Annotated in this window: 35 protein-coding genes; 19 read left to right on the top strand and 16 right to left on the bottom strand. The window is 58.4% G+C overall.

Features of this window, described 5'->3' with window-relative positions; translation table 11 throughout:
• Positions 1-135 precede the first annotated feature (135 nt).
• From ACWKWM_RS23020 to ACWKWM_RS23000, 5 genes are all read right to left on the bottom strand, one after another.
• A complete protein-coding gene (locus ACWKWM_RS23020; RefSeq protein ID WP_483848343.1) occupies positions 136-1467 on the bottom strand; it encodes a deoxyguanosinetriphosphate triphosphohydrolase in 1332 nt (443 codons plus the stop codon).
• Between the two features lie 72 nt (positions 1468-1539).
• A complete protein-coding gene (locus tag ACWKWM_RS23015) occupies positions 1540-2703 on the bottom strand; it encodes an EAL domain-containing protein (protein ID WP_483848342.1) in 1164 nt (387 codons plus the stop codon).
• Between the two features lie 122 nt (positions 2704-2825).
• Positions 2826-3167, bottom strand: coding sequence for a hypothetical protein (locus tag ACWKWM_RS23010; RefSeq protein ID WP_483848341.1), 342 nt, complete (start codon positions 3165-3167; stop codon positions 2826-2828).
• Positions 3164-3556, bottom strand: coding sequence for a phage holin family protein (locus ACWKWM_RS23005; protein WP_483848340.1), 393 nt, complete (start codon positions 3554-3556; stop codon positions 3164-3166). The genes ACWKWM_RS23010 and ACWKWM_RS23005 overlap by 4 nt, the downstream gene beginning before the upstream one ends.
• Positions 3557-3561: 5 nt before the next feature.
• Positions 3562-3876 (bottom strand): ElaB/YgaM/YqjD family protein, encoded by a 315-nt coding sequence (locus tag ACWKWM_RS23000; protein ID WP_483848339.1) that lies wholly within the window; start codon positions 3874-3876, stop codon positions 3562-3564.
• A gap of 235 nt (positions 3877-4111) precedes the next feature.
• Between ACWKWM_RS23000 and ACWKWM_RS22995 the strand changes: the two genes are divergently transcribed.
• The gene (locus ACWKWM_RS22995; RefSeq protein ID WP_483848338.1) at positions 4112-4348 is read left to right on the top strand and encodes a glutaredoxin family protein; all 237 of its coding nucleotides are present in this window, start codon (positions 4112-4114) and stop codon (positions 4346-4348) included.
• A gap of 38 nt (positions 4349-4386) precedes the next feature.
• Here the strand turns inward: ACWKWM_RS22995 and ACWKWM_RS22990 are convergent, their stop codons facing one another.
• Entirely contained in the window at positions 4387-4653 is a 267-nt protein-coding gene (locus tag ACWKWM_RS22990) for a hypothetical protein (RefSeq protein ID WP_483848337.1), read from the bottom strand.
• Positions 4654-5113: 460 nt separating this feature from the next.
• Between ACWKWM_RS22990 and ACWKWM_RS22985 the strand changes: the two genes are divergently transcribed.
• Positions 5114-6004: an RluA family pseudouridine synthase gene (locus ACWKWM_RS22985; RefSeq protein WP_483848336.1), complete on the top strand. Its 891-nt coding sequence runs from the start codon at positions 5114-5116 to the stop codon at positions 6002-6004.
• Between the two features lie 242 nt (positions 6005-6246).
• Here the strand turns inward: ACWKWM_RS22985 and ACWKWM_RS22980 are convergent, their stop codons facing one another.
• Both ACWKWM_RS22980 and mobA read right to left on the bottom strand, forming a co-directional pair.
• Entirely contained in the window at positions 6247-6468 is a 222-nt protein-coding gene (locus ACWKWM_RS22980) for a YgdI/YgdR family lipoprotein (protein ID WP_483836705.1), read from the bottom strand.
• Between the two features lie 89 nt (positions 6469-6557).
• Positions 6558-7151, bottom strand: coding sequence for a molybdenum cofactor guanylyltransferase MobA (mobA, locus tag ACWKWM_RS22975; protein ID WP_483848335.1), 594 nt, complete (start codon positions 7149-7151; stop codon positions 6558-6560).
• A gap of 78 nt (positions 7152-7229) precedes the next feature.
• Between mobA and moaB the strand changes: the two genes are divergently transcribed.
• Complete coding sequence (gene moaB / locus ACWKWM_RS22970; RefSeq protein ID WP_483848334.1) at positions 7230-7769, top strand: molybdenum cofactor biosynthesis protein B; 540 nt, start codon at positions 7230-7232, stop codon at positions 7767-7769.
• Positions 7770-7773: 4 nt separating this feature from the next.
• Positions 7774-8988 (top strand): molybdopterin molybdotransferase MoeA, encoded by a 1215-nt coding sequence (locus ACWKWM_RS22965; protein WP_483848333.1) that lies wholly within the window; start codon positions 7774-7776, stop codon positions 8986-8988.
• Positions 8989-9173: 185 nt separating this feature from the next.
• Here ACWKWM_RS22965 and ACWKWM_RS22960 read toward each other — a convergent pair whose 3' ends face one another.
• Positions 9174-10982 (bottom strand): monovalent cation:proton antiporter-2 (CPA2) family protein, encoded by a 1809-nt coding sequence (locus ACWKWM_RS22960; protein WP_483848332.1) that lies wholly within the window; start codon positions 10980-10982, stop codon positions 9174-9176.
• A 200-nt stretch (positions 10983-11182) separates the two neighbouring features.
• Between ACWKWM_RS22960 and ACWKWM_RS22955 the strand changes: the two genes are divergently transcribed.
• From ACWKWM_RS22955 to ACWKWM_RS22945, 3 genes are all read left to right on the top strand, one after another.
• Entirely contained in the window at positions 11183-11371 is a 189-nt protein-coding gene (locus ACWKWM_RS22955) for a hypothetical protein (protein WP_483836700.1), read from the top strand.
• 103 nt (positions 11372-11474) lie between these two features.
• Positions 11475-11741 (top strand): PepSY domain-containing protein, encoded by a 267-nt coding sequence (locus ACWKWM_RS22950; RefSeq protein WP_483848331.1) that lies wholly within the window; start codon positions 11475-11477, stop codon positions 11739-11741.
• 155 nt (positions 11742-11896) lie between these two features.
• Complete coding sequence (locus ACWKWM_RS22945; protein WP_483848330.1) at positions 11897-12334, top strand: GNAT family N-acetyltransferase; 438 nt, start codon at positions 11897-11899, stop codon at positions 12332-12334.
• Here ACWKWM_RS22945 and ACWKWM_RS22940 read toward each other — a convergent pair whose 3' ends face one another.
• Entirely contained in the window at positions 12335-13063 is a 729-nt protein-coding gene (locus tag ACWKWM_RS22940) for an aspartate/glutamate racemase family protein (protein ID WP_483848329.1), read from the bottom strand. It abuts the gene before it with no gap.
• Between the two features lie 90 nt (positions 13064-13153).
• On the bottom strand, positions 13154-14395 hold the full coding sequence (locus ACWKWM_RS22935) for an NAD(P)/FAD-dependent oxidoreductase (RefSeq protein ID WP_483848328.1): 1242 nt from the start codon (positions 14393-14395) through the stop codon (positions 13154-13156).
• A gap of 126 nt (positions 14396-14521) precedes the next feature.
• On the opposite strand from ACWKWM_RS22935, the gene ACWKWM_RS22930 reads away from it, so the two are divergent.
• Complete coding sequence (locus ACWKWM_RS22930; RefSeq protein ID WP_483848327.1) at positions 14522-15553, top strand: Ldh family oxidoreductase; 1032 nt, start codon at positions 14522-14524, stop codon at positions 15551-15553.
• On the opposite strand, the gene ACWKWM_RS22925 is transcribed toward ACWKWM_RS22930, so the two are convergent.
• Positions 15550-15783, bottom strand: coding sequence for a hypothetical protein (locus tag ACWKWM_RS22925; RefSeq protein WP_483848326.1), 234 nt, complete (start codon positions 15781-15783; stop codon positions 15550-15552). The genes ACWKWM_RS22930 and ACWKWM_RS22925 overlap by 4 nt on opposite strands.
• A gap of 234 nt (positions 15784-16017) precedes the next feature.
• Here ACWKWM_RS22925 and ACWKWM_RS22920 point away from each other — a divergent pair, with 234 nt between their 5' ends.
• The 4 genes from ACWKWM_RS22920 (at position 16018) to map (ending at position 18087) form a co-directional block, all read left to right on the top strand.
• Positions 16018-16224 carry a hypothetical protein gene (locus ACWKWM_RS22920; RefSeq protein WP_483848325.1) on the top strand — a complete coding sequence of 69 codons (207 nt, stop codon included), beginning with the start codon at positions 16018-16020 and terminating at the stop codon, positions 16222-16224.
• Between the two features lie 379 nt (positions 16225-16603).
• A complete protein-coding gene (locus ACWKWM_RS22915; RefSeq protein WP_483848324.1) occupies positions 16604-16948 on the top strand; it encodes a helix-turn-helix domain-containing protein in 345 nt (114 codons plus the stop codon).
• A gap of 78 nt (positions 16949-17026) precedes the next feature.
• Positions 17027-17278, top strand: a complete 252-nt coding sequence (locus ACWKWM_RS22910; RefSeq protein WP_483848323.1) for a ParD-like family protein — start codon at positions 17027-17029, stop codon at positions 17276-17278.
• On the top strand, positions 17278-18087 hold the full coding sequence (map, locus tag ACWKWM_RS22905; RefSeq protein WP_483848322.1) for a type I methionyl aminopeptidase: 810 nt from the start codon (positions 17278-17280) through the stop codon (positions 18085-18087). The genes ACWKWM_RS22910 and map overlap by 1 nt, the downstream gene beginning before the upstream one ends.
• 181 nt (positions 18088-18268) lie before the next feature.
• Here map and ACWKWM_RS22900 read toward each other — a convergent pair whose 3' ends face one another.
• The 4 genes from ACWKWM_RS22900 to ACWKWM_RS22885 form a co-directional block, all read right to left on the bottom strand.
• Entirely contained in the window at positions 18269-18523 is a 255-nt protein-coding gene (locus ACWKWM_RS22900) for a hypothetical protein (protein WP_483848321.1), read from the bottom strand.
• A gap of 84 nt (positions 18524-18607) precedes the next feature.
• The gene (locus ACWKWM_RS22895; protein WP_483848320.1) at positions 18608-18832 is read right to left on the bottom strand and encodes a DUF6555 family protein; all 225 of its coding nucleotides are present in this window, start codon (positions 18830-18832) and stop codon (positions 18608-18610) included.
• Between the two features lie 339 nt (positions 18833-19171).
• Positions 19172-19873: an endonuclease gene (locus ACWKWM_RS22890; protein WP_483848319.1), complete on the bottom strand. Its 702-nt coding sequence runs from the start codon at positions 19871-19873 to the stop codon at positions 19172-19174.
• Between the two features lie 3 nt (positions 19874-19876).
• On the bottom strand, positions 19877-20125 hold the full coding sequence (locus tag ACWKWM_RS22885) for a DUF1654 domain-containing protein (RefSeq protein WP_483848318.1): 249 nt from the start codon (positions 20123-20125) through the stop codon (positions 19877-19879).
• Between the two features lie 201 nt (positions 20126-20326).
• Between ACWKWM_RS22885 and ACWKWM_RS22880 the strand changes: the two genes are divergently transcribed.
• The 7 genes from ACWKWM_RS22880 (at position 20327) to rbsD (ending at position 26763) form a co-directional block, all read left to right on the top strand.
• Positions 20327-20551, top strand: coding sequence for a YgdI/YgdR family lipoprotein (locus ACWKWM_RS22880; protein ID WP_483848317.1), 225 nt, complete (start codon positions 20327-20329; stop codon positions 20549-20551).
• A 264-nt stretch (positions 20552-20815) separates the two neighbouring features.
• Positions 20816-21775, top strand: coding sequence for a substrate-binding domain-containing protein (locus ACWKWM_RS22875; RefSeq protein ID WP_483836684.1), 960 nt, complete (start codon positions 20816-20818; stop codon positions 21773-21775).
• A gap of 69 nt (positions 21776-21844) precedes the next feature.
• A complete protein-coding gene (locus ACWKWM_RS22870; RefSeq protein ID WP_483848316.1) occupies positions 21845-23395 on the top strand; it encodes a sugar ABC transporter ATP-binding protein in 1551 nt (516 codons plus the stop codon).
• Complete coding sequence (locus ACWKWM_RS22865) at positions 23395-24393, top strand: ABC transporter permease (RefSeq protein ID WP_483848315.1); 999 nt, start codon at positions 23395-23397, stop codon at positions 24391-24393. Before ACWKWM_RS22870 ends, ACWKWM_RS22865 begins: the two co-directional genes overlap by 1 nt.
• Before the next feature lies 1 nt (position 24394).
• Positions 24395-25417 (top strand): LacI family DNA-binding transcriptional regulator, encoded by a 1023-nt coding sequence (locus tag ACWKWM_RS22860; RefSeq protein ID WP_483848314.1) that lies wholly within the window; start codon positions 24395-24397, stop codon positions 25415-25417.
• A gap of 27 nt (positions 25418-25444) precedes the next feature.
• Complete coding sequence (gene rbsK, locus ACWKWM_RS22855) at positions 25445-26362, top strand: ribokinase (RefSeq protein ID WP_483848313.1); 918 nt, start codon at positions 25445-25447, stop codon at positions 26360-26362.
• Positions 26359-26763 carry a D-ribose pyranase gene (gene rbsD, locus ACWKWM_RS22850; RefSeq protein WP_483848312.1) on the top strand — a complete coding sequence of 135 codons (405 nt, stop codon included), beginning with the start codon at positions 26359-26361 and terminating at the stop codon, positions 26761-26763. The genes rbsK and rbsD overlap by 4 nt, the downstream gene beginning before the upstream one ends.
• Positions 26764-26805 lie beyond the last annotated feature (42 nt).

The following is a 26805-nucleotide window of genomic DNA, read 5'->3' as shown; positions in this document are numbered from 1 at the left end:
GAAGGTGGCGGCGATAGGGGAATTCCGAAGTTGCTGTAGGACGCATCCGAAGCTGTTGATGGCTTTGTCTTGCCCTGACGCAGGAACGGCCCGATTCCGGAATAGGAAACGGGCCGTTTAACTCACGCTCCAGGTCTAGACCGGGCTAGTGTTGCCGGTCATTTCCCTGGCCATCTCGCTGGCGTAGCTGTCAGTCATGCCGGCGATGAAGTCGATCACCCGCAGGAACGAGGTATGCAGCGGCCAGCTCGGGTCTGGCGCGTTATTGCCCAGCAGATCAAGGATGCGCCGGCTTTTGAAGGACAGGGCATGGCCACCGAACTGTTCCAGCGCGGCGCCGCAGAACGCATTCAAGAGAATTTCGAGGGTGGTGTACGCGCCGATCTCATGAAGGGTTTTGCGTTTGTCCTGGAAAATTTTCTTGCGTGCCATGTCCTTGGCGTTCAGTACGCAGCGTTTGGCCGGGCCGTGCATATGCTCGACCAGATCACCCGAAAGCGTGCCCGCGAGCAACGCATCCTGCTGCTCGACGAACGCCCTGGCCGCGGCATTGGTCAGGTGCTCGATAGCTTTGCCGCGCAGAATCGCCAGTTTACGCCGGCGTGAATCATCCGGACCGAGCTGTCGGTAGGTGTCCGGCAGATCGTCCCCGACCAGCCCCAGCAGCAACGCCTCGACTTCGGCGTACTCGAGCAGGTCCATTTCCAGCCCGTCCTCGAGATCGATCAAGGCGTAGCAGATGTCGTCGGCAGCCTCCATCAGGTAAACGAGCGGATGCCGTGCCCAGCGCTGCTCCTCCAACTGCGGCAGCCCAAGCTTGGCTGCGATCTGTTCCAGGATCGGCAGTTCGCTCTGATAGCAGCCGAACTTGTGTTTTTTGTAGCCCAACGAGTCCGCATGGCGGGCTGTCCACGGGTATTTCAGATAGGTGCCGAGGGTCGCGTAGGTCAATCGCGTGCCCCCTTCGAATTGGTGGTATTCAAGCTGGGTCAGGACCCTGAAACCCTGGGCGTTACCCTCGAAATTCAGGAAATCGTTGCGCTCCACTTCGCTCATCGCATCCAGCCAGCCACGCCCGGCAGCCTGTTTGAACCAGTTGCGGATGGCGTCTTCGCCCGAGTGACCAAACGGCGGGTTGCCAATGTCGTGGGCCAGGCAAGCCGATTGCACGACCATCCCCAGATCACTGGGCTCACACCATTGCGGTAACGCGTCACGCAGGGTTTCGCCAACGCGCATGCCCAGTGAACGGCCCACACAGCTGACTTCCAGCGAGTGGGTCAGGCGCGTGTGGATATGGTCATTGCTGGTGACGGGGTGAACCTGGGTCTTGCGTCCCAGACGACGGAAGGCGCCCGAAAAGATGATCCGGTCGTGGTCCTTGTGAAAAGGGCTGCGTCCCAGCTCTTCGGGACTGTGCAGGGTCTTGCCGAGACGCTCGCGGGTAAGCAGGGTTTGCCAATCCAAGGCGTTTACTCCATCGGGTGATTACCGGGCCTAGCTTCCCGGTTCACCCCGCAGCCTGCAAGTGCAATCGGCTCAGAAACCTGCTGCGTCGATGTCGATCAGCAGCAGGCGCTCACCGTTGTCGAAAAACTGTCCGGCGGTGAGGCAATACTGATTGCTGGTGGCATCGCGATAGGTGGTTGAGAGGGTCAGGCGGCGTTCGTGCCAGCCCTCGGCCAGCAAATGATAGAAGTAGGGGCGCCACGACCAGTTATGCCCCAGGTATCGAGTGTCGGCTTGCCAGGTTCCATCGCGCCATTCCAGATTGGGCGTGATCTGAGTGCCATGGCGATCGCATTGATAAAACCGCAGCAGCCAAGGGAAGGCCTCCAGCGGCGGCAAGTCGCTCAGCGGCTCCCGGCCTTCCGCCCAGCCCTGGAGCATGGTCATCAACCTGGACAATTGTTTGCGCAGGGTCATCAGTCGTTCGCGCTCGCCGACTTTTTGCAACACGTAGCGATCGCGCAATGTGCCGAAACGCTCGACGAAGGCATCGGTGGTGAAAAAATCCAGCTCACCCTGAGCGAACAGAAAACCCTGAACGTAGCGTGAGCCGCACTCCAGGGCGAAGTTGAGCTCGGCTTCGGTTTCGACGCCTTCGGCGATGATCCAGCAACCGGTTTTCTCGGCCATCTGCGCCAGGGCCTTGACCACATCACTGCTGGGACCGCCGCGCGCCGCCGCCTGGAACAGACGCATGTCGAGCTTGAGAATGTCCGGTTGCAGTGCCAGCACGCGGTCCAGCTGGGAATACCCGGCGCCGAAATCATCGATTGCAATCCGTGCGCCGGCGTCACGATACCGCGCAACTACATCGCTCAGGCGCTGGCTATCGCCACCCAGCTCAGTGATCTCGAAGACGATACGTTCGGGGGCAATGCCGTGTTGCTCCAGCTGCTGCAAACTGGGGAGCGGCTGGTCGGGTCGTAAGCGGCTGATCCAGCGCGGCGAGATGTTCAGACTGAGAAACCAGTCGTCAGGCACTTCATGCAGACGGCTAAGGGCATTGTCACGAATCAAGCGATCCAGACGACGCAGCGCGGTCGCCGGCACCTTCGGATCGGCAAACAGCGGACCGACCGATTGCAGTCGGCCGTTTTCCAGACGCAGGCGGCCGAGGGCTTCAATGCCTGCGATGCGGCCAGTGGCGGTATCGATGAACGGCTGAAAGCAGGCTAGCGGTTGCCCATCGATCACGTGGCCTCCTCAGTAGGGGATTAGGGTCATTTGCAGGCGAGCGCAATCCTTTCTCCATTGGCGGACCAATAGAGAAAGGATCGGGTGAGATTTGTTTGCAAGAATGCAGCCAAATGAATAGCTCAGCGGCGGCGGTTGCTGCCTTGTATCGCCAACTTGAGCAGGGGCAAAAGCGTTGCGCTGAGCTTGACTAGACGCCCGACGCTGCCGGTACGTTTACTGCGGGCGCCTTTGCCGGTCAGAAAACCCAGCAACGAGACAATCCCCACACCCCACAAGGGCCCGTGCTTGATGCCGAGCGTGCCTTGCCAGTCGTGCGTCATGCCGCGCATACGATGCAAGGGGCGCATCATTTGCGTCGACTCCTGACGGATTTCCTGACGATGCATTTCCATGCGCAGGCGGATCAGCGCTTTGCGCAAGTCACGACGGTTATTGGTTTTAGGCAATTCAGGCAGGCTCATGGCATCAGGCGCTCACGGTCATTGGCCAGTTCTTCCAGTGTTGAATGGAAGGGTGAAGACTCATCGAAGATCGCCGATTTGAGCTTCATCGCACAAAAGATCGCCGCTAATGTGTAGAACCCACAGAGAGCAACGATGCCCATCAAGCGATAGCTGTCCCAAACCAGAATCAGGAACAAGGCCGACAATCCGATTAGCAGCAACAGCGCGAACACCAAGGCCAGTCCTGCAAACAACAACAGGCTGACGGTGCGCGCTTTCTGTTCCTGCAACTCGATACCGAACAGCTCGATGTGGCTGTGCATCAAGCCGAGAAACGCAGCCAGCAGCCGGCGAGGTGATGAGGTGTTTTCGGTCGAAGATTGACCGGATTCCGTTCCCAGAGTCATAGCATTTAGCGCCTTGTGGCCAACAGACCTAGCAGAAACCCGGCACCGGCGGCGATGCCAACGGACTGCCATGGATTACTTTGTACATAATCTTCAGTGGCGACAACGGCAGCTTTGCCGCGCTCGCGCAGCGCTTCTTCCGTCAGCTTCAGGGTTTCCCGGGCACGCAGCAGACTTTCCTGGATCTGACCACGCAATTCATCTGCTTGATCACCTGCGAGCGTTGCAGTGTGTGCCAGCAGCTTTTCAGTGTCCGCAACCAGCGTCTGGAAGTCGGCCATCAGGATGTCTTGGGCTTTCTCTGCAGTTTGACGAGCCATGGTTTTCTCCGTTGAGGTGGCAATATGGGTTTTCGAGTATGGCTGATTACTGAAGGTTCATTTCAATTGCTGCATCTGTTTGCTGAAGTTAGGTGCTAGCGGTTTTGCTTTCGACTGGTGCGCTGCAAGGGCGGGACGCCTGAACGGTGGGCATTTGCGGTGCAAGAGCAGGCTCGACGCTATTAGCGTGCAGGCCTAAACTGGATGTTCATCCCTATTCTCAGAGGGCGCGTTCATGCCACCTGAATGTCAATTGCTCGGCACGCTGGGTTGTCATTTGTGTGAGGTCGCGGAGGCCGAGTTGATGCCCTTTGTGGAGCACGGCTTGATGGTCGAGTTGGTGGACATCGGCGAAAGCGTGTCCATGACGGACGAATACGGGTTGCGGATTCCCGTTTTGCGGCGCACTGACACCGGCGCCGAACTGGACTGGCCATTCGACGCCGGGCAGGTGGTGGAATTCTTGCGCTGAAGCCGGAATTACCTGTCAGCGCTTGTAGCGTTTGGCAGTCACAGATATTGCGTGTCGACCACCATCGCCTGGGAGACGGCTTCTTTTTGCTGATCAGTCATGCTGTCCCAGACGTGTACCTTGGCGTAGTAGCCCAAGCCTGCAATCACGTAGAGGCTGAGGGTGAATACGATGGCGATTGACAGGAAAGTCCAGCGGCCGACATCACTTTCTTCTCCGGAAAAGGTTTCGGAGTAGTTTTCGTCGTTCTGCGAAGACGTGCCAGTCGACAGGCGTTTGATCCATTGAAACAGTTGACCCAGCATGAGCGTTACCTCGAAAGTTGTAAAAAGTTGAAAGCAGAAATCTGTGGTGGGCAGTGGCAGCTCGCTTGTGCGTGAGCTTCCAGGGCCGACGAAAAAAGCTCGGCGTTCAGGCCTGGTGCGCTGAACGAATGCTGAAAACGAAAAAAGCCCGTCGATGACGGGCTTTCTTTTTATGTATTCAGGTCTTGCGGCGCTTTCGAATCCGACGACCAAAGTGATCGTTGTCGTTCGTTATTACGCCTGCTTGCCGATTTGGAAACATTTTAGAACAAATCAAATTCTGCTTCCAGTCGCGTCATGTAGTTGTCTGACAACTGGCGCGGTTTTAGCGTGCGGCATGTCGTCGCAGGCCACTCGAACGCCTGATGCAGAGCCTCGCCCCAAGTCGTCACGCGCGGTTCTCGCATCGCCCGGAACCTCTGGGTGATAATGCCGGCCTGCCATCGATTTTGAGTCATCCATGTCCGATTCTGCCTTTACCGCAGCCCATCTTCAGGCCAGCACGCTTTACCTGCCGGCCGGCCCATGGGCGACTGTCCTCGACTGCCTGTGCGAACGCTTTAGCGCGATCAGCCGTGATCAATGGCTGGACCGCGTCACGCGAGGCCGGGTGCTGGATGCCGACGGTAAGCCGATTGCCCTGGATCTGGCTTACCGCGAAGGGCTGCGCATTCATTACTTTCGGGAAGTGCCAAACGAGACTCCCATCCCGGTGCTGGAAAAGATCCTGTACGCCGATGAGCATTTGGTGGTGGCCGACAAACCGCACTTTCTGCCCGTCACGCCCGCCGGGGAATACGTCGAACAGACGCTCTTGCGGCGCTTGATCCACCGTTTGGATAATCCTGATCTGGTGCCGCTGCACCGCATTGATCGGCATACTGCAGGCCTGGTGTTGTTCTCCGCCGACAAGCAAACGCGCTCGGCGTATCAGGCGTTGTTTCCAACGCGCAGGATCGACAAATGCTACGAGGCGATCGCGCCGGCATTGCCGGATCTGCAATTCCCGAGGCTGCATAAAACCCGTCTGGTGGAGGGCGAGCCGTTTTTCCGCATGCAGGAAGGACCAGGGGACAGCAACACCGAAACCCGGATTGAGGTAGTTGAGCGCAATGGCGAGTTATGGCGCTACGCGCTGTACCCGGTGACCGGCAAAAAGCACCAACTGCGGGTGCACATGGCGGCCTTGGGAGCGGGGATTTGCAACGACCCGTTTTACCCGGACGTGCTGATAGACGCGCCGGACGATTTCGACCAACCGCTGAAGCTACTGGCCAAGAGTCTGAAGTTTGTTGATCCGGTGACAGGGCAGGAGCGGGAGTTTCGCAGCGAGCTGACGCTGGATTGGTGAAAAGCCGCGCCCTGTAGGAGCGAATTTATTCGCGAGACGGTCTTTTGGTAAACCGAGTCAAGTGGCTCGCCAACAAGTTGGCTCCTACAGAAATACTTTGCCGACCGACAAAAAAGCGAGACGGTCTTTTGGTAAACCGAGTCAAGTGGCTCGCCAACAAGTTGGCTCCTACAGAAGTACTTTGCCGACCGACAAAAAAGCCCGCACGAATGCGGGCTTTTTCTTAACTCAAGCCTCAAGACTTACAGGTCTTTAACAGTACGCACCTGGTCTTTGTTGACGCGGGTTTCTTTGCCGTCCAACTGCTTGAACTCATAGAAGCCCGACTCTTCGTCGAATTTTGGCGTGTCCGTGGCCTGGATTTCACGTCCGTCGTTCAGCGTGATTACAGTCGGCGATGAGCAACCGGCAAGGGATGCGAGGCTCAAGGCGAGCAAAAAGGCTGCGGGGATAGTCCGTTTCATTACTGTGTCTCCGGTGTGGAATTCTTTGTGTAGTGACGTTTCTGACGCGGGCGCGACCGGCAAAGTTCCATGAAATCTATCAGGCCGCCTCAGGGGCTGATCTGGATCAACAGATCCGGGGTATTCAGGTTTGCCAAGCGAGGATCACCGTCCTCGCATTGCAACGCGACTGCGCCAAGGCGGGCCATGGTTTTGCGCGGGCTGCGTTGCCCAGTCAGCCAGTCATGCTCGAACGCAGCGGCGTGCACACGGGGGATGATGCACAACAGTGGCTCCCATTGTTCGCCCTGACGCACCATGACTGGTTTATCCGGGTGCGCTTGCGCGGTTTCCCGCAGTCCCTGAATCAGGGTGATGTCGAGCAACGGCGCATCGCACGGCAGGATCAGGACTAAATCGTGACGCGCCGCTGCCAGCCCCGCGCGAATTCCCGCATAAGGACCCGGAAAATCGGTCTGATCATCCTGAACCAGCCGATCAGCGTAGAGCCCGTAGCGTTCCAGATTGCGATTGCACGAGATGATCAAGTCGTCTGTCAGCGGCCGCACCACCCGTTGCACATGGGCAATCAATGGCTCGCCGCGCCATGGGATCAAACCTTTATCTTGCCCGCCCATCCGTTGGCCCCGACCGCCGGCCAACAGCACAATCGAAATCGGAGCAAGAGCGTTAATCGCAGGCATGGCGGACTCGACCAGAGCAGCAAAAAGAAGTGCTGTGATATAACACCCGCCTGTTTTCCCTACAACCGGACCTAGCCGATGAAAGCCAAGGCAGACACACCTTTCGTACCCCTGAATATTGCCGTTTTAACTGTCAGCGACACCCGCACCCGCGACACCGATACCTCCGGACAGATGTTCGTTGATCGCTTGACCGAAGCCGGTCATGGCCTGATCGAACGAGTGCTGCTGCAGGACGATCTGTACAAAATCCGCGCTCAGGTTGCCACCTGGATCGCCGACGATGAAGTGCAGGTCGTATTGATTACCGGCGGCACCGGCTTCACCGGCCGCGACAGCACCCCTGAAGCAGTGGCTTGCCTGCTCGATAAACAGGTGGATGGTTTTGGCGAGCTGTTCCGTCAGATTTCTGTGCCCGACATCGGCACCTCGACCATCCAGTCTCGCGCTCTGGCCGGTTTGGCCAATGGCACGCTGGTTTGCTGCTTGCCAGGTTCTACCAACGCGGTGCGCACTGGCTGGGACGGCATTCTCGCCCAGCAACTGGATTCACGATTCCGTCCGTGCAATTTCGTACCGCACCTGAAAAAAGCCGAGCCTTGCGCGACCCGAGGGTAATTGGATGAACGAAGCTGAATACCCTGGCCTGATCCCGGTGGAAAAGGCCATGGCGCGGCTGATGTCCATGGCCCAATCTGCACCCATTCTCGAACGTGAGCGCGTCGCTCTGGCCGATGCGCAGGGCAGGGTGCTGGCCGATGATCTGGTTTCCAGCCTCGATCTGCCGCCGTGGCCCAACAGCGCCATGGACGGTTACGCCCTGCGCGTGGCGGACTGGACCGGTGAGCCGCTGATCGTCACTCAGCGGATCTTTGCAGGTCAGGCCCCAGACCCATTGCAGCCTGGCACCTGCGCGCGAATTTTCACCGGGGCACCGGTGCCTGAGGGCGCCGACTGCGTCGAAATGCAGGAAAACGCTGAGGTCATGGGCGATCAGCGCGTGCGCTTCACCGAACCGATGCAGGCGCAGCAAAACATTCGCCCCAAAGGTCAGGAGACCACGGTCGGCGACACAGTGCTGGACGCCGGCACCGTGATGGGCCCGATCGAACTGGGCCTCGCCGCAACCATGGGTCTGGGCGAACTGGACGTGGTGCGTCGCGCCCGCGTGGCGGTGCTGTCCACCGGCGACGAATTGATCGAGCCCGGCCAGCCGCTCGGCCCAGGGCAGATCTACAACAGTAATCGCGTATTGCTGTGCAGCTGGCTCAAGCGCCTGGGCTGCGAAGTGATCGACGCCGGTATTCTGCCGGATGACATGGACAAGACCCGCGCTGCATTAAGCAGTTTGAATGATGTGGATTTGATCCTCTCTACCGGCGGCGTCTCGGTCGGTGAGGCTGACTTTCTCGGCAAGGCCTTGCGCGAAGAAGGCGAGCTCTCGCTGTGGAAACTTGCGATCAAACCCGGCAAGCCCCTGACCTTTGGCCATTTTCGCGGCGTGCCGGTGATTGGCCTGCCGGGTAACCCAGCCTCGACTCTAGTGACCTTCGCCTTGCTCGCGCGGCCTTATTTGCTGCGCCGTCTTGGCGTGAAGAAGGTCGAACCATTGCACTTCAAAGTGCCAGCGGGGTTCGTCTGGGACAAACCGGGCACCCGCCGCGAATACTTGCGTGGCCGTCTGGAGCAGGGCCGCGTAGTCGCCTATCGCAACCAGAGTTCCGGCGTTCTGCGCAGCGCGGCGTGGGCGGACGGTTTGATTGAGGTGCTTGAAGGTACAACGGTTGCTGAGGGTGATCTGCTGAATTTCATTCCGTTGAGTGAAGTGTTGGGTTGATGCCCGGTACACTTGTTGGCGAGGTGGTGAGCGCGGTTTGTCAGGCACGGCGCCTCGCGAACAAGTTCGCTCGTACAGGGAATGGTGTGGCGTGGGAGCTGTAGGAGCCAACCTGTTGGCGAGGTGGTGAGCGCGGTTTGTCAGGCACGGCGCCTCGCGAACAAGTTCGCTCCTAAAGAGAAGGGCTACGCTTTCGCCGCTTCCTCATCCAGCCGGTCGGCTTCGAACAGGTCGGCCAGATCCTTGCGGGCTTCGAGGGCGGACTGTTTGACCTTCACCGCGTCGTCATAAATCAAGTGTTGGGCGTTGAGCACTTGTTCATCGTGACGCTTGAAGCGGCTGATGCGCGCATCTGCCTGCGCCTGGCTCAACCCCAGCCCGACCAAAGTACGGCGCGTCATCTCCAGGCTTGAATAGAACGTCTCGCGCACGGCCTGCGCATCAACATCCATCAGCCGGTGTACGTGCTGACGGTTGCGTGCCCGCGCGATGATTTTCATGTGCGGATAGAGCTTGCGCACAAGCTCGGCGGTCTTGATGTTGGCGTCTGGATCATCAGTGGCAATGACGAAGAATTCGGCCTGATCGACCTTCGCTGCGCGCAGGATTTCCGGGCGCAGCGGGTCGCCATAGAACACCGGCGCGTTGCCGAAGCTGCGGGTGAACTCGATGGTTTCAACCGAAGTGTCCAGCGCCACGAAAGAGATGTTTTGCGCACGCAGAATCCGCGCCACGATCTGGCCCATGCGGCCCATGCCGGCGATCACCACCCGAGGAGTGTCGGATTCGATTTCGCGGTACTCATCCGGGACTTCCCTAACCACCACTTTGGGCTTCAACCAGCGCGCCATCACCAGCAACAGCAACGGCGTTACAGCCATCGACAGCGTGATAGTCAGCACCAGCAAATCATACAGCTGTGCTTCGAACAGCCCTTGATCGCGGCCGATTTTGAACACTACGAAGGCGAACTCACCGCCCGCCGCCAGCACCAGCCCCAGACGCAGCGCGCTCTGTTTGCCCAGGCCGCCAGCGAGGCGCCCGACAACAAACAAGATAGGCAGCTTCAGTGCAATCAACAGCAAGGTCAGACCGATCACCGCAACCGGTGCGCTGAACAGCAAACCGATATTGGCGCCCATGCCGACGCTGATAAAGAACAGCCCCAGCAGCAGCCCCTTGAACGGCTCGATCTGCGATTCCAGCTCATGACGGTATTCGGAATCGGCCAGCAGCAGACCGGCGAGAAACGCACCCAAGGCCATCGAAACGCCAACCAGATCCATCAGCCATGCCGTGCCGATCACCACCAGCAACGCGGTGGCAGTGGACACTTCCTGCAGCTTGGTTTTGGCGACAATGCGAAACACCGGCCTCAGCAGATAGCGCCCGCCGATGACTACAATCGCAATCACCCCCAGCACTTGCAGGCCGTGGGTCAACTGGCTGCCAGAAGCGGGGTCGTGATCGGCGCCTGCTAACAGAGGCACCATGGCGATCAGCGGGATGGCGGCAATGTCCTGGAACAGCAGAATGGCGAACGCCAGGCGTCCGTGAGGGGCGTTGAGCTCCTTGCGTTCGGCCAGGCTTTGAAGGCCGAAAGCGGTGGACGACAACGCCAGCCCCAAACCGAGCACCACCGCGGTATTAAGCGGCTGACCGAAAGCGAACAGCGCCACTGAGCCAATCACCACGCCAGTCAGCAGCACTTGAGCCAGACCTACGCCGAACACTGATTTGCGCATCACCCACAGCCGCTTGGGCGACAGTTCCAGACCGATGATAAATAGCAGCAGGACCACGCCCAGCTCGGAAATATGCGCAACGCTTTGCGGGTTGCCGATCAGCCCCAGCACCGACGGGCCGATGATCACACCGGCGATGAGGTAACCGATCACGGCGCCCAGTTGCAGGCGCTTGGCCAACGGGACGGCCAGTACAGCGGCGCATAAAAACACGACTGCGGCCTGTAGCAGGCTGCCTTCATCGGCCATTGGTAACTCCTTAGTAGTGGGGCAGGGAATGACAAGTGCAAAGTTTGAAACAAAGCGTATTAAAACACGCCGAGTGACCGATTCAGCGCGACATATGGCTGCATCCACGTCACGACGGTGTCAGTGGGCACAGATGGGCGTAACATGAGCGCGCATTTACCCCGGGTGAATGATTCCAAGAGCTTTCCAGGAAAACAGCAATGACCAATAAGCAGCGTTTGATTTATTCGATCATCATCGCCCTGGCGGTACTGGCGATCATGCTGGGCCTGTCGCATTTGCAGAACAGCGGCGTGATCACTGAACAGACTTTCCAGTACATCGCGATTTTCGTGGCCGTTGTAGTTGTGGTCATCAACGGCATCATGCGGCGCAAGGTTAAACACTGAGATCGACGCAACGGGTTACATAAAGTGGCCTGAACTATTTTTTCCCCCGTGAACTCCAAAATCCCGCAAGTCATAAAGCCCGAAAAGGGAATTGGAGTTCAACATGATCAAACAACTTACCGCTGCCGTCCTTGCCACTGCCGCTCTGGCTACTGCTCAGGTTGCCCTGGCCGACAAGCCTGGCGCAGGCTGGATCACTATCGAAAAGGCCATCGAAAAGGCCAAATCTGCGGGTTACACCCAAATCTACAAAATCGAAGCCGATGACAACGGTTACTGGGAAGGCGAAGGTCGCAAGGCTGACAGCCTGACCTACGAGTTCCGCATCGACGGTACGTCGGGCAACGTGCTTCGCGATCAGAAGGACTGATTCAGCCCTTAGGCTAAATCCTTGACAACAGCGCGACCGGTTCGCGCTGTTGTTGTATGTACACCCCCCATCAAGCCTGAAAACCTCGCTTTACCCACGACATCGATTGCCTCTAGGCTTGCTGCCCGTCATTGACTATCAGCAGGAAGCGACGCATGAGCGTGCGGATCGAACTCAAAGCAAACCCTACCGAAGAAGAACGTCTGGCTATTCTGACGCCGCTGGTGGGCTACAACGCGCAGCAGGCCGGCGATGGGCTTTCGGAAAAACTGGCGCTGATGGTGCGCGACGAACTCAGCGGCGAAATCATCGGCGGGCTTCACGCGCGGGTCTTGTACCGCTGGCTTTTCATTGAGTTGCTGGTCGTGCCGGAGCAGACCCGTGGGCAGGGCATGGGCTCGACTTTGATGCAAATGGCCGAGGATCTGGCCCGCGAGCGCAACTGCGTGGGCGTTTGGCTCGACACATTCGAGTTTCAGGCGCCGGATTTCTACCGCAAGCACGGCTACACCGAGTTTGGTCATATCGATGACTATCCACCGGGCCATAAGCGCTTCTTTTTTCAGAAGCGCCTGATGCCTGCAGACGAATAATCAGCGGCGAAACGTCCCCGGCCAACCCGTGATGGTCTTGGGCCGGGGCTTGGCGTAGGTCCTGACCTTGGACGTTGACAGCCCCAGCCGCACCAATGATTCGGCGAGCATAACCGCTGCAGTGACGCCGTCCACCACCGGCACTCCGGTGCGCGCACGTATTTGCTCGTCCAGTCCCGCCATGCCCCCGCAACCCAGGCAAATAACCTCCGCCTTATCGTCCCTGACCGCCAGCTCTGCCTGAGTGACAATCGCGTCCACCGCGCGCTTCGGATCTTCCTCAAGCTCCAGCACCGCCAGCCCGCTGGCGCGCACCGAGGCGCAACGCTCGAACAAACCGGCGAGCTTGAGGCGGTCTTCGATCAGCGGCACGGTGCGGTCCAGGGTTGTCACCACCGAGTAGGCATGGCCCAGCAGCATCGCCAGGCTGGCGCCGGCTTCGGTGATGTCCACCACCGGCACATCGAGCAGTTCTTGCAGGCCTTCGCGCCCGTGCTCGCCGTAACCTGCCTGGATCACCGCGTCATACGGCTGATCGTAGGACAGCACCCGATCCATCACCGCGATGGCCGCCAGGTAACTTTCAAAATTGCCCTCAATCGAATCGGCCCCAAAATGCGGCGTAAGGCCGATGATTTCGGTGCCCGGTGCTGCCACTGAGCGGGCTTGCGCGGCGATGGCGTCGGTGATGGATTCAGTGGTGTTGACGTTGACGACGAGTATGCGCATGGGAAGACCTTCAGGTGCGATCAGCATGGTGAGAAAGAAGACGTGCAAAACCTGAACCACTCGGCTGGCAGGTCGAGGCGCCGTTGGGGGTCATTCAAATCGCGCGGCACTGTAGGGCGCAGGATCGGTAAAAGGCGTGGCGCCGGACATCATTTGCGCCAGCAATCGACCGCACACCGGCCCAAGGGTCAGCCCGTGATGCGCATGGCCAAAATTGAACCACAGCCCTTTGTGGTTCGGCGCTGGGCCAATCACCGGGCGCATGTCCGGCAGACACGGACGGCGTCCCAGCCAGGGTTCGGCATCCAGCCGTTCGCCCAGCGGGTACAACGTGCGGGCGATAGCTTCGCAACGGCACAACTGAATTTGATTAGGCGGCGCATCGCTGTCGGCGAATTCAATCCCGGTGGTCAGACGTATGCCCCTAGCCATCGGCGCAAGCACAAATCCGGCTTGGGCATCGATCACCGAATGCTGTAATTGAGCACCCGGTTGTGAGGCGTAGTGCATGTGATAGCCGCGCTTGATGCCCAGCGGAATGCGATAACCCAAAGGCTTGAACAGCTCCGCCGATTGCGGGCCGAGGGCGATGACCACTTGCTCGGCATCCACCGTGCCTTGTTCGCTGTCTGCCTGCCATTGCCCAGCGTGCTGGCGCAAACTGCGCGCGTCATCCTTGAGCAACAGACCGCCACGCCGCACGAACAGCGCAGCGTAACCGCGAGTCAGGCCCCCGGGGTCGCTGACGCTTTTAGGGTCCAGCCAATGAATGCCGCCGACAATGCCGCCATGCAGATCCGGCTCACGTTCCTTCAACTGTTGCGCGTTCAGCACGTCGTAGCGCAGGCCGAAACGTTTGTTGCACCTGGCGTCTGCAACTGCCAGTTCGAACTCATGCGGATCACGATAGAACTCGATCCAGCCCTTGGCGCTGAACAACCCGTCCATGTCAGCTGCCTGCGCAAGCAAGTCGTGCTCCACGACACAGCGCTCCACCAGCGGCAGCATCGCCCGGCTGGCGCGCGCCAGGTTTGCGGGGGACGACTGCTGCCAATAGCGAAACAACCAAGGCGCCGCTTTCGGTAAATAGCCTGGGCTGTAGCGCATAGCCGACTGTCGATTCAAACCGTAGCGCAGCAATTTCGATAACTGTCGGGGGAATGAGTAGGGGGTGACGCTGGAGCGCTCGATCAATCCGGCATTGCCATGACTGGTGCCGCGACCGGGTTCGTCGCGGTCGAGCAGTATCACTTGGTGGCCCGCAGCCTGCAGATGAAGCGCGGAGCAGACGCCAATGATTCCGGCGCCCAGGACGAGAGTCTGGCAGTGCATCGTCAATCCTTGAACGGTTGTTGAGAGACCCGGGAAGGCTCGCAGTTTACCTGTTTGTCACCACGCAGTACTCTCGGCGGGTTGTTCAGTCTGGCTCGCACCCTTCATCCTCAACCGGAGTCTCAGATGTCCGCACCCCTCGACGCCGCATCGCTGCAGGCGATTTCCTTCGCTGATCTGACCGAACTGTTGGAGCAAATCTTTGTACGTCACGGTACCTCGCCTCAGGTCGCCGCAGTGCTGGCGGCTAACTGTGCAAGTGCCGAACGCGATGGTTCTCACAGCCATGGAATATTCCGTATCAAGGGTTATCTGTCATCGCTGGCTGCAGATTGGGTCAATGGCAAGGCGGTTCCGACGGTCGAGGACGTCGGCGCTGCGTTCGTGCGGGTCGATGCAGGCGGTGGATTTGCGCAACCGGCACTGGAGGCAGCCAGATCGCTGCTGATAGAGAAAGCCAGAACGGCTGGCATCGCGATTCTGGCGATTCGTAACTCCCACCACTTTGCCGCATTGTGGCCGGACGTCGAACCCTTCGCCGAGCAGGGGCTGGTGGCGTTAAGCGTGGTCAACAGCATGACCTGCGTGGTGCCTCATGATGCGCAAAAACCACTGTTCGGTACCAACCCGATCGCCTTCGCCGCGCCACGTGCCGGTGGCAACCCTATCGTGTTCGACATGGCCACCAGCGCCATCGCCCATGGCGACGTGCAGATCGCTGCGCGGGAAGGACGCATGTTGCCATCAGGCATGGGTGTGGATCGGGCGGGCGCACCCACTTGCGATCCCAAAGCGATTCTGGACGGCGGCGCGCTGCTGCCGTTTGGCGGCTATAAAGGCTCTGCGCTGGCGATGATGGTTGAGCTGTTGGCGGCGGCGTTGACGGGCGGCAATTTTTCATTCGAATTCGACTGGTCCAGGCACCCTGGTGCGCAGACTCCCTGGACGGGTCAACTCATTATCGTCATTGATCCGGACAAAGGCCGTGGGCAGGACTTCGCTGTGCGCAGCGAGGAGCTAGTACGGCAAATGCAGGGCGTGGGGCAGGAGCGTCTGCCGGGTGATCGACGCTACGCGCAACGCGCCAGATCTATGACTGAAGGTATTGCGATCCCTGCGCATGAGCTTGAACGGCTGCGGCAATTGGCAAGCGTCTAAACCACTTTGCGGTTTGCCTGTCCCGGTGATTTGTAAAACGCAGTGCGGGTCCGAAGTCGTGCGATAGGGTTGGGCGTCGCCTCCCGCCCGGCGACGTGTAGCCGGACCTGAGGCTGAGTGTCCCGAACCTCTTGAAGTGCACCGGCTTTGCGCGCGCAGGGCATTGCCAGCGCGCTGGCGCTAACGGCCGCAAGGATCAAAGTAATGATGAAAGCGAGGGTGGTTTTCATGGCAATGGCTCCTGAGAGAAGTGGCTTGCACGCGAACGAAACAACTCATTGAGTAGGTGCAGGCTACGGCTGACTGGCACGCCGGCGTTATCCGGATACTGCCCGGTTCTTGCCTGATGCTGCGTGGGGAGAGGTATCGCGATCGCTATGGCCGCTCGTCAGAACGGAGCTTGCGTTTGGTCAATTATCCAAATACTGTATGTTTAACCAGTATTCATTGAAACGGAGTTGACCATGCAAACCGCTCGAATCGACAACAGCTTTGAATGTGTCCGCGCCCCTCTGGAACAGACGTTCAGCAGTGTCTGGGGCAACGAAATGCAACGTGAGGACTTTCTGGCGCTGGCGTCGGGGCTGCGCCACTACAACGCTTCACTGTCCGGTGAGTATCCTGCTGATGGCTCACTCAGCTCAATGGAGCCTCAAGTGCGTGGCGAGTAAGCAGCGCCGGGCTCGTTGCCGAACCGGCATCAGGCTTGTGAGGTGCGTTGCTGACTGCAAACGGATAGCTGACATGCATGTCAAAATCAGCCCCGGGCTGACTTCTTTTGCCAGCTCTTATCATCGCCAGAGCGATCAAGGTAGCCACTACCGATACCGCGCACCAGGACAGCAGAAATGTAATCACTTGGGGTTCTCCGAACAGCAAAAAATCGGGTTGCCACTATAGTAATGGCACCGCATCGTTTTTGATATCGGCAAGAAGTAAAATTGCTTGAGCGGTTAGGCGCAAAGCCTGACCAAATACCGGGAGTGGCGCAACTCCCGACGTTCATCGCGGTCATGATTTAGACGTAAGTCAACGATAGGACAGCGGGTTATGAAAGATCTCGGCTCACGGCTTAAAGAAGCGCGCAAGCGCCTAGGGCTCTCGCAGCAAGAGTTTGGTGCAATCGGAGGGGTCGAGGCTAATGCTCAGGGTAAATACGAGAGCGGGGAGCGCATCCCTCGGTCTGATTATCTGGCGGGGCTAAAGAAAGAGGGCATCGACGTGTTGTACATCTTGTCCGGCGAGAAAACGCCGATGGCCAGCGAGTCGTTGAGTGATGCTGAGCGCAACATCATCATGCACTATCGCGTTCTGAGCGAGGACGACCGGGAGGCGATATCGCAACTGGCTACGTCATTGTCGGAATGTAGCGCCCATCTTGAACAGGCTTCCTGAGGCCTTCTGTGGAGAGTCCCACTTGCTGGACAATATATGAAACATTTATGCTTCATATATTCCACGTGAGGTACACCCATGGGCCTGGTCAAGATTTCCGAACAGATGCACGCCAACCTCCGCTCGGTGAGCGCTGCGCTCAGCCGCTCAATCAATGCGCAAGCGGAGCACTGGATGCGCATCGGCATGCTCGCCGAACTGCACCCGACATTTAACTACAGCGAACTGTGCCAGTTGTTAATCCGTGCCGAAAACTCAGGCGCGCAATTGTTAAGCGCCCAGCCGGTTGACATCACCGAATCGATTCCCCAAGCCAGAGCGGTTTCCTGATGAGTATCAGTATCAAGAGCGAAGCCGATCTGGTGGGTCTTCGAGTGGCGGGCAGGTTGGCGGCGGATGTATTGGCGATGATTGCGCCGCACGTCAAGGCCGGCATCAGCACCGAAGCGCTGGACGATATCTGCAATGATTTCATCGTCAATGAGTTGAAGGTCATCCCTGCGAACGTCGGCTATCACGGCTTCACCAAGACCACGTGTATTTCCCCGAACAGCGTTGTCTGCCACGGCATTCCTGCGCCTGATGACATCCTCAAGGACGGCGATATCATTAATATCGATGTGGCGGTGATCAAAGACGGATGGTATGGCGACACCAGCCGCATGTACCTGGTGGGCAAGGTAACCCCCCTGGCCAGGCGCCTTGTCGACACCACCTACGAGGCGACACTCGCTGGCATCCACGCAGTGAAACCGGGGGCGACCTTGGGGGATATCGGCCACGCCATCCAGACCGTCGCGTATCGCGAAGGATTCAGCGTGGTTCGCGAATATTGCGGACACGGTATCGGCCGCAAGTATCACGAAGAGCCGCAAGTGCTGCATTACGGCGCCGCAGGGAAGGGGCTGCGACTCAAACCGGGCATGGTGTTTACCATCGAGCCAATGATCAATGCTGGCAAGCCGGGCACCCATGTGCTGGATGATGGCTGGACCGTGCTGACTCGCGATGCGTCGCTTTCGGCGCAATGGGAACATATGGTGGCGGTGACACAAACCGGCTTCGAACTTCTGACGCCATGGCCGGACGGCACTGGCGATTACCCGGCGGTAGGGTCCTTTGTCACGCTGGCAGACTAATCAAGTCACAATTGCAAAGGTGACGATTATCCGACTTCGCCTGTAGTCTGCGTCCGGTTCCCCTGTAGTGTTGTGGCCTGACCGGCTCATGGATGATCAGGCGCGCAGCACTTGGGGAGAACACCAATTTCAAATAAAAAAACCCGGCCTGAGCCGGGTTTTTTCGTACAAATCAATCAGATCAGTGGTCGAGGCTTTTCGCAGCCACAACGCCTGCAGAACTCAGCTTGATCGGGTAGTGCAACGATCGGTCGCCTTTGCCGGCCTTGTCCACACTGCCATCGTGAATCAGGCCATGCTGCTGCAAGTGCTCCAGAGTATCGGCTACCGCATGTTCCCCCCTGTAGTTATCCAGCACTTCCTTGCCGAGCCCGGCAGGGTGAGCGTGGAGCAGGCGGGTGAGGACTTCTTTTTTCAGTGCGTTATCGATGGTCATATTTACCTCGCTTTGCTGGTGTCATGAGCGCTGCATGTAAATTGGGACCACTGGATCACGCATTTGTTTGGCGTTACTGAGATATCAGCTGCTTTTCCATTGCACTTGGGTTACGCCCAGTCCTTCGGCCTGAACGACGGCCAACCGAAACGGACAAGCAGAAACGTTTCCGTCCATGCCCCCCACGCCTGCATGCAACGTGGCGAAATACAGTGCATCGCCCTCGCTTAGACGGTTTGCCTGATGACAGAAATGCCGAGGTTCGCCGCGAAACTGATAATGAATTTCAAAATCCTTGTAGTCGTTCATCGTAGTCTCCGCCCGTGCGACGCGTGACACGTCGCTCTGAAATTAAGTACGGTCTGGAAGTGCCTGGCAGCATGTCTTTCAAATGCGTCCGGGATGCGGCCGTTTCATTTCGAGATCGATACAGGCATGCAAGACTCTTAATAGCCTTGGATCGTAATGCAGGTTCTCTGCCGGACCCCTGAATATCTGCGTATTTCTCGGGGCCGGCCAATGGAAAAACTACACGGTTTCATACCGTTTTAAACGTTGCTCCGATAAGCGGCAATGTGCCACATCTGTTCGGATATAACGCTCTCCACAAAGGCTGAAAGCGCATCTTTTTAGCTGCTTTTGAATGGGTCAACTGCAGGCTTTGAGATTCACGGGGCCGACGAAATCGTTTCCATGACCCATCACGCAGGCCACGCGCTGATTACGCTGACGCTCCCAGCTTTCAACCGGATAGGTCTTGTTCCACGCTTGATATAGCTGCTCATCCTGACGCGAGATTCGCAGGTTGTATTGCTTGCTCATGTAGAAATACGTACGCGCAATCATTCCGCGAATCGATGGGCGTGGCATGACTTTCTTGGCCTTGAAATCCACTTGGGTCAGACACGAGCCATACTGACCTGCGTGCTCCGGCAGCCAACCGAAACTGAAATTGTTACGGTCGCCATTCACTTCGCCGATGCTGGGCACAAGATTGTGCAAATCGGCCTCGGCCCGCTTGTAGACTTGATCATTGCGCGTGCAATTCTTGCGTCCGCCATTTTGCCAGCATTGGCGCAGATGGCCGATTTGCCAGGCCGGCACGATGTGCTCCCACTCGATGCGTTTGGCCCGCGTGGCATTTTTACGGGGGATATAGCCGCAGGCGGCCAGATCGACTTTGTTGCCAGTGTATTTGCAGCCGCAGTAGAACTCGGTGGATTGTGGTGCGTACAGGCCCCAGGCAACCTTCTTTGCTTCACTGAAGGTGCGCGGTGCCTCGGCGTGCGAAGCGATGGGCATGATCAACAAAAGACTTGCACACAGCAGGTTTGAAACCTTGGATGTCATCCGTCAATCTTCCTTGGGCAACGTCCAGAACACCTGGATACCGCCATCGTCGCGATAGGCGAGGGTGACGTTGTCGTTCTCGGCGATCTCTCCCAGCAGCTGATTCCAGTCGTCTTCTGTTTCGTCAGGCAGCCGGAAGATCAACGCAGCCCTGGATTTTTGCGCTGTAGTGGAATTGATGATTTTTTGAATGCGGATCCCCATTCGCTCATAAGGGCCTGGAGCAGGGGCGGAAGCAGAGTTTTTCGACACGAAAATGATCCCTTGTTTTTGCTGTACATGCGTACAGTATTTCAGTGCGGGAAGTTTCGCAATACCGCTGTAGGACAAAGCCCAGAGAGTTGAATCAGAGGGAGGGATTTTTGCAGCGTGGCCTGGCGAACCAATTCAGGCCGCGTCGATCTGATTGCGTATCGGCGGATGAGTTCGCTGCATTTGGAAAAAGGAGTCTGCATGAAAATCAAACAGTTAGGGCTACCGGTTGCGCTTGCCATGTGCGCACTGCTCGCCGGTTGCTCAACGGCCACTGTGGTCACGCTGCAGAACGGCACGCAGTATGTAACCAAAGACACGCCGAAAACCAAGACCAAAGATGGCTTCTACGAGTTCGAAGATATTTCCGGAAGGATGGTCAAGGTTCGCGCTGATGAAGTGGCGACAGTCAAAGAAGAAGATTGAAGAGTAGGGGGCTGAGCGCATCGACTGCGTCAGCCCCTTTTTTTCGGCCTCAGCTTGTCCAAGCCGTAAAATCCCACCGATCAACATCTCCGCTCCTGATACACACTGGGCCATAAGCGCGATGACTGGACGGTTCTCGCGGTTGACAAATCGTCTGGCGATTCTCATAGTTCCACTCACGCAAACGTTTGCGCTTCGACTGCTTCTCCAAATCCGATGCGCTGACGGTGCCGATAAAATAATCATAAATGTCGGAGTGATCCCATGAAGCTGCCTTTCGCTGCACGCCTTCTCGCTGTTGCCATGCTTACCGCCACCGCTGTCTCCCTGCCTGTTTCATCCGCCTTCGCTGACGACGCTAAAAAGCCGACGGTCGCGCTGGTGATGAAGTCCTTGGCCAACGAATTCTTCCTGACCATGGAAGACGGCGCCAAGGTCTATCAAAAAGAACACTCTGCTGACTTCGATCTGATCTCCAACGGCATCAAGAACGAGTCCGACACGGCTGCGCAGATCGACATCGTCAATCAGATGATCGTCAAGAAAGTCGACGCGCTGGTTATCGCGCCTGCCGATTCCAAGGCTTTGGCTTCGGTGATCAAGAAGGCGATGGACGCTGGTATCAAGGTCGTCAACATCGACAATCAACTCGACGTTGACGTGCTCAAAAGCAAAAACATGGAAGTACCTTTCGTAGGCCCCAATAACCGCAAAGGCGCCAAGCTGGTGGGTGACTACCTGGCCAAGCAACTGACCGCAGGTGATCAGGTCGGCATCATCGAAGGCGTTCCGACCACCACTAACGCTCAGCAGCGCACCGCAGGTTTCAAGGATGCGATGGATGGCGCGCAGATGAAGATCGTCTCCACGCAATCGGGTAACTGGGAAATCGACAAGGGCAACGCTGTTGCCTCGGCGATGCTCAACGAATACCCGAACCTGAAAGCTTTGCTGGCCGGTAACGACAGCATGGCACTGGGCGCGGTATCGGCAGTTCGTGCCGCAGGCAAGGCGGGCAAAGTGCAAGTGGTCGGCTACGACAACATTAACGCCATCAAGCCGATGCTCAAGGACGGTCGCGTTCTCGCGACGGCTGACCAGTTCGCCGCACGCCAGGCAGTCTTCGGTATCGACACGGCGCTGAAGATGATCAAAGGCCAAAAGCTCGACATCAAGGACGGTGTGATCGAGACCCCTGTCGAGCTGGTTACCAAGCCGCAATAAGCCCAGCTTCGTCTCACACACCTGAAACAGCACCTGTCTTCGCGTGAAGGCGGGTGCGTGGAGAGCGTTATGTCAGCGTCTGCTCAGGCCGCTGTTCTATCTGTCAGCGGTATCGGCAAAACCTACGCCCAACCTGTGCTCGGCGACATCGACCTGACGCTTATGCGTGGCGAAGTGTTGGCCTTGACCGGTGAAAACGGCGCAGGCAAAAGCACCTTATCGAAAATCATCGGCGGGTTGGTGACACCGACCACCGGCCACATGCAATTCCAGGGTCAGGCCTATGCACCTGCCAGCCGCACCCAGGCCGAAAAACTCGGCGTGCGCATGGTCATGCAAGAACTCAATCTGCTGCCAACGCTGTCGGTAGCCGAAAACCTGTTTCTCGACAACCTGCCCAGCCGTGGCGGCTGGATCAATCGCAAGCGCCTGCGTGAAGACGCGATAAAAGCCATGGCCCAGGTCGGGCTGGACGCTATCGACCCGGACACCCTGGTCAGCGAGCTGGGTATCGGTCATCAGCAGATGGTCGAGATTGCGCGCAACCTGATCGGCGACTGCCATGTGCTGATCCTTGACGAGCCGACGGCGATGCTGACCGCCCGTGAAGTCGAGATGCTGTTCGAGCAGATCACCCGCTTGCAGGACCGTGGCGTGTCGATCATTTACATCTCCCATCGCCTGGAAGAACTTGCCCGCGTTGCCCAGCGCATAGCCGTGCTGCGCGACGGAAAACTGGTGTGCGTCGATGCAATGGCCAATTACAACAGCGAGCAGTTGGTGACGCTGATGGTCGGTCGCGAGCTGGGGGAAAAGATCGATCTGGGCGAGCGCAGGATTGGCGACGTCGCGTTGTCAGTCAAAGGCTTGAGCCGGTCGGACAAAGTGCTGAACGTCTCGTTCGACGTGCGCGCTGGCGAGATTTTCGGGATATCCGGGCTGATCGGCGCCGGACGAACCGAGCTGATGCGCCTCATCTACGGCGCAGACATTGCCGACAGCGGCACGATCGAAGTCGGCAGCCCATTGCGCAAGGTCAGTGTGCGATCACCAGTGGACGCCGTCGGTCACGGGATTGCGCTGATCACCGAGGACCGCAAAGGCGAAGGGCTGCTGCTGTCGCAATCGATCAGCGCCAACATCGCGCTGGGCAATATGGAAGCGATTTCCAATGTCGGCGTGGTGGACGGCAGTGCTGAAATGAAGCTCGCCCGACGCCAAGTGGACGCCATGCGCATTCGCAGCTCCAGCCCGACGCAACTGGTCTCCGAGTTGTCTGGCGGCAACCAGCAGAAAGTCGTGATCGGCCGCTGGCTGGAGCGTGATTGCCAAGTGATGCTGTTCGACGAGCCTACTCGTGGCATCGACGTCGGCGCCAAATTCGACATCTACACCTTGTTGGGCGAACTGACGCGCCAGGGCAGGGCGTTGGTGGTGGTGTCCAGTGACCTGCGCGAACTGATGCTGATCTGCGACCGGATCGGCGTGCTGTCCGCCGGGCGGCTGATCGACACCTTCGAGCGCGACAGCTGGACCCAGGACGAACTGCTTGCCGCCGCATTTGCCGGCTACCAAAAACGTGATGCGCTGCTCTCCGATGCCGCGCCCAGGATTGACTGATGAAAACGCCTACTCCCAACAGCGCCGCGCTGCCTTCTCCGGGCAAGCGCAGCGGTAACTATTTCGGCCTCGGCACCTACCTTGGGCTGGCCGGCGCACTGCTGGCGATGATCGTGCTGTTCTCGTTGCTAAGCGATCACTTCCTGTCTTACGAGACCTTCAGCACCCTGGCCAACCAGATTCCTGACTTGATGGTGCTAGCGGTCGGCATGACCTTCATCCTGATCATTGGCGGCATCGATCTTTCGGTGGGTTCAGTGCTGGCATTGGCAGCTTTGGCGGTCAGCGTGGCAATGCTTGGATGGGGCTGGGGCGTTTTGCCCTCGGCGTTGCTGGGCATGGCCTGCGCGACAGTCGCTGGCACGATTACGGGCTCCATTACCGTTGCCTGGCGCATTCCGTCGTTCATCGTGTCCCTCGGCGTACTGGAAATGGCCCGTGGGGTTGCGTATCAAATGACCGATTCGCGCACCGCGTATATCGGCGACTCTTACGCTTGGCTGTCGAATCCTTTTGCGTTCGGCATTTCGCCATCGTTCGTGATCGCCTTGATCGTGATCTTCGTCGCCCAGGCGGTGCTGACGCGCACGGTGTTCGGTCGCTACCTGATCGGCATCGGCACCAATGAAGAAGCCGTGCGTCTGGCAGGGATCAACCCAAAGCCCTACAAGATTCTGGTCTTCTCCCTGATGGGCTTGCTGGCCGGTGTTGCCGCGCTGTTCCAGATTTCCCGTCTGGAAGCCGCTGACCCAAATGCCGGTTCTGGCCTGGAGTTGCAAGTGATTGCCGCTGTAGTGATCGGCGGCACCAGTTTGATGGGCGGTCGTGGCTCGGTCATTAGCACCTTTTTCGGTGTGTTGATCATCTCGGTGCTGGCGGCGGGTCTCGCGCAAATCGGCGCGACCGAGCCAACCAAACGCATCATCACCGGTGCCGTGATCGTCGTAGCCGTGGTGCTTGACACCTACCGCAGCCATCGCGCAAAGCGGCGCGGCTGATATGGCGACGATCAAAGATGTGGCAGCGCTCGCGGGGATTTCCTACACCACTGTCTCCCATGTTCTGAACAGAACCCGGCCGGTGAGCGAGCAGGTGCGGGTCAAGGTCGAAGCCGCCATTGCGCAGCTCGATTATGTGCCCAGCGCAGTGGCGCGCTCGTTGAAAGCCAAAGCGACATCGACCATCGGCTTGTTGATTCCCAACGGCATCAACCCGTACTTCGCCGAACTGGCGCGAGGGATCGAGGACTACTGCGAGCGCAACGGCTTTTGCGTGATCCTGTGCAACTCCGACGACGATCCGGACAAACAGCGCAGTTACCTGCGAGTGCTGCTGGAAAAGCGTGTGGACGGCCTGATTGTCTCGTCGGTAGGCGCAGATGCCGGTCTCGTCGATGGGCTGGCGGGGGTACGCACCCCAATGGTGATCGTTGACCGGGACCTGGAACACGTGACTGCTGATCTGGTGCGCATCGATCATGAACTGGGTGCGTATCTGGCAACGTCGCATTTGCTGGAACTGGGGCACCGTCACATTGCGTGCATTTGCGGGCCGGCGCAGACCAGCGTCGCCCGCATGCGTCTGGCCGGCTATCGACGCGCCATGCGGGAGGCCAATGTCGAAGTGCCGGTTTCCTGGGTGGTAGAAAGTGATTTCACCAGCCCCAGTGGATATACCGCCGCGGTCGGTTTGCTGGAAAACGAGCGCCCCACGGCGATTTTCGCCGCCAACGACATGGTCGGTTTCGGTGTGCTGCGCGCTGCGGCCGAGCGCAATATCCGGGTGCCGACGGACTTATCTGTGATTGGCTTCGATGACATCCAGATGAGTCGTTATGTCTATCCGGCTTTGACCACGGTCGGTCAGTCGATCCTGCAACTGGGCGAGCGCGCCGCCGAAGTGCTGCTGCGCCGAATCGCTGCTCCGGCCACCTCGACTATCGAGCAATTGATCGTCGCACCGAGCATCGTGTTGCGCGAATCCACTGCGCCTCCAAACAATGCTTTCAATGAATTTCGCTGAACCGCCCGGATTGAAGAGTAAACAGCCATGCAAGCAAAAGTAGTGATAGTCGGCAGCCTCAACATGGACCTGGTGACGCGCGCGCCCCGGCTGCCAAGGGGCGGCGAAACGCTCGCAGGCCATTCGTTCGTGACCGTGCCGGGAGGCAAGGGCGCCAATCAGGCAGTCGCTGCGGCGCGGCTGGGGGCAAGCGTGGCGATGGTCGGTTGTGTTGGCGATGACGCCTATGGCGATCAATTGCGCACCGCGTTGCTGGCCGAAGGCATTGATTGCGGTGCAGTGACTGCTATTGCTGGCGAGTCCACAGGGGTGGCGCTGATCGTGGTTGATGACAACAGTCAAAACGCTATTGTCATCGTCGCTGGCGGCAATGGTCATGCGTCAACAGCGGTGGTGGATGGCTTCGATGCACTGCTCAGCCAGGCTGAAGTGATCATTTGTCAGCTGGAAATTCCCATGGAAACCGTTGGCCATGTGCTCAAGCGCGGCAGGGAATTGGGCAAGATCGTCATCCTCAATCCGGCCCCGGCCAGCGCGCCGTTGCCTGCCAATTGGTACTCGCTGATCGATTACCTGATCCCCAACGAGAGCGAGGCAACGATGCTCACCGGTTTGCCGGTGGATTCAGTGGCCAGTGCCGATGTCGCGGCGACCGCATTGCTTGCGGCGGGCGCCTCCAAAGTCATCATTACCCTCGGCGCTCAAGGCTCGTTGTTTGCCTCCAATGCCCGCTCTCAACATTTTGCCGCGCCCAAGGTTCAGGCGGTCGACACCACGGCAGCCGGTGACACGTTTGTTGGCGGCTTTGCTGCGGCATTGGCCGAGGGCAGAAGCGAGTCTGAGGCCATTGCGTTCGGGCAAGTTGCCGCCGCACTTTCAGTTACCCGCGCCGGGGCGCAGCCGTCCATTCCGACCTTCAATGAAGTCCAGGGATTCAAGCCATGAAAAAAACTCCCTTACTTAACATCGCACTGTCGCGAGTGGTGGCATCGCTTGGGCACGGCGATGTACTGATGATTGTTGACGCGGGCATGCCGGTGCCTCCTGGCGTCGAGTTGATCGATTTGGCGGTGACCCAAGGCCTGCCGGATTTCGTCAGTGTGCTGAACACTGTATTGACCGAAATGCAGGTTGAAAGCCACGTATTGGCGCAGGAAATTTTCGACAAGCTTCCTCCTGCGCTTGCCACCCTCAAAAGCCTTCACAGCAGCGGCAGTCTCGGGCAACAACGCCTGGTCAGCCATGAAGAGCTTAAACTCCTCAGCCGCAACGCTCGCGCAATCGTACGCACGGGCGAGTGCCAGCCTTACACCAACATCGCTTTGATCTCGGGTGTCGTCTTCTGACGCCTTAGGCTTACTTATAGTCAATCTGGAACAGGGAGTTTC

This window comes from Pseudomonas rosaeacicularis (genome assembly GCF_057128745.1).
The sequence above is the reverse complement of the archived record's forward strand: the minus strand, read 5'-3'. Positions and strand labels throughout refer to the sequence as shown.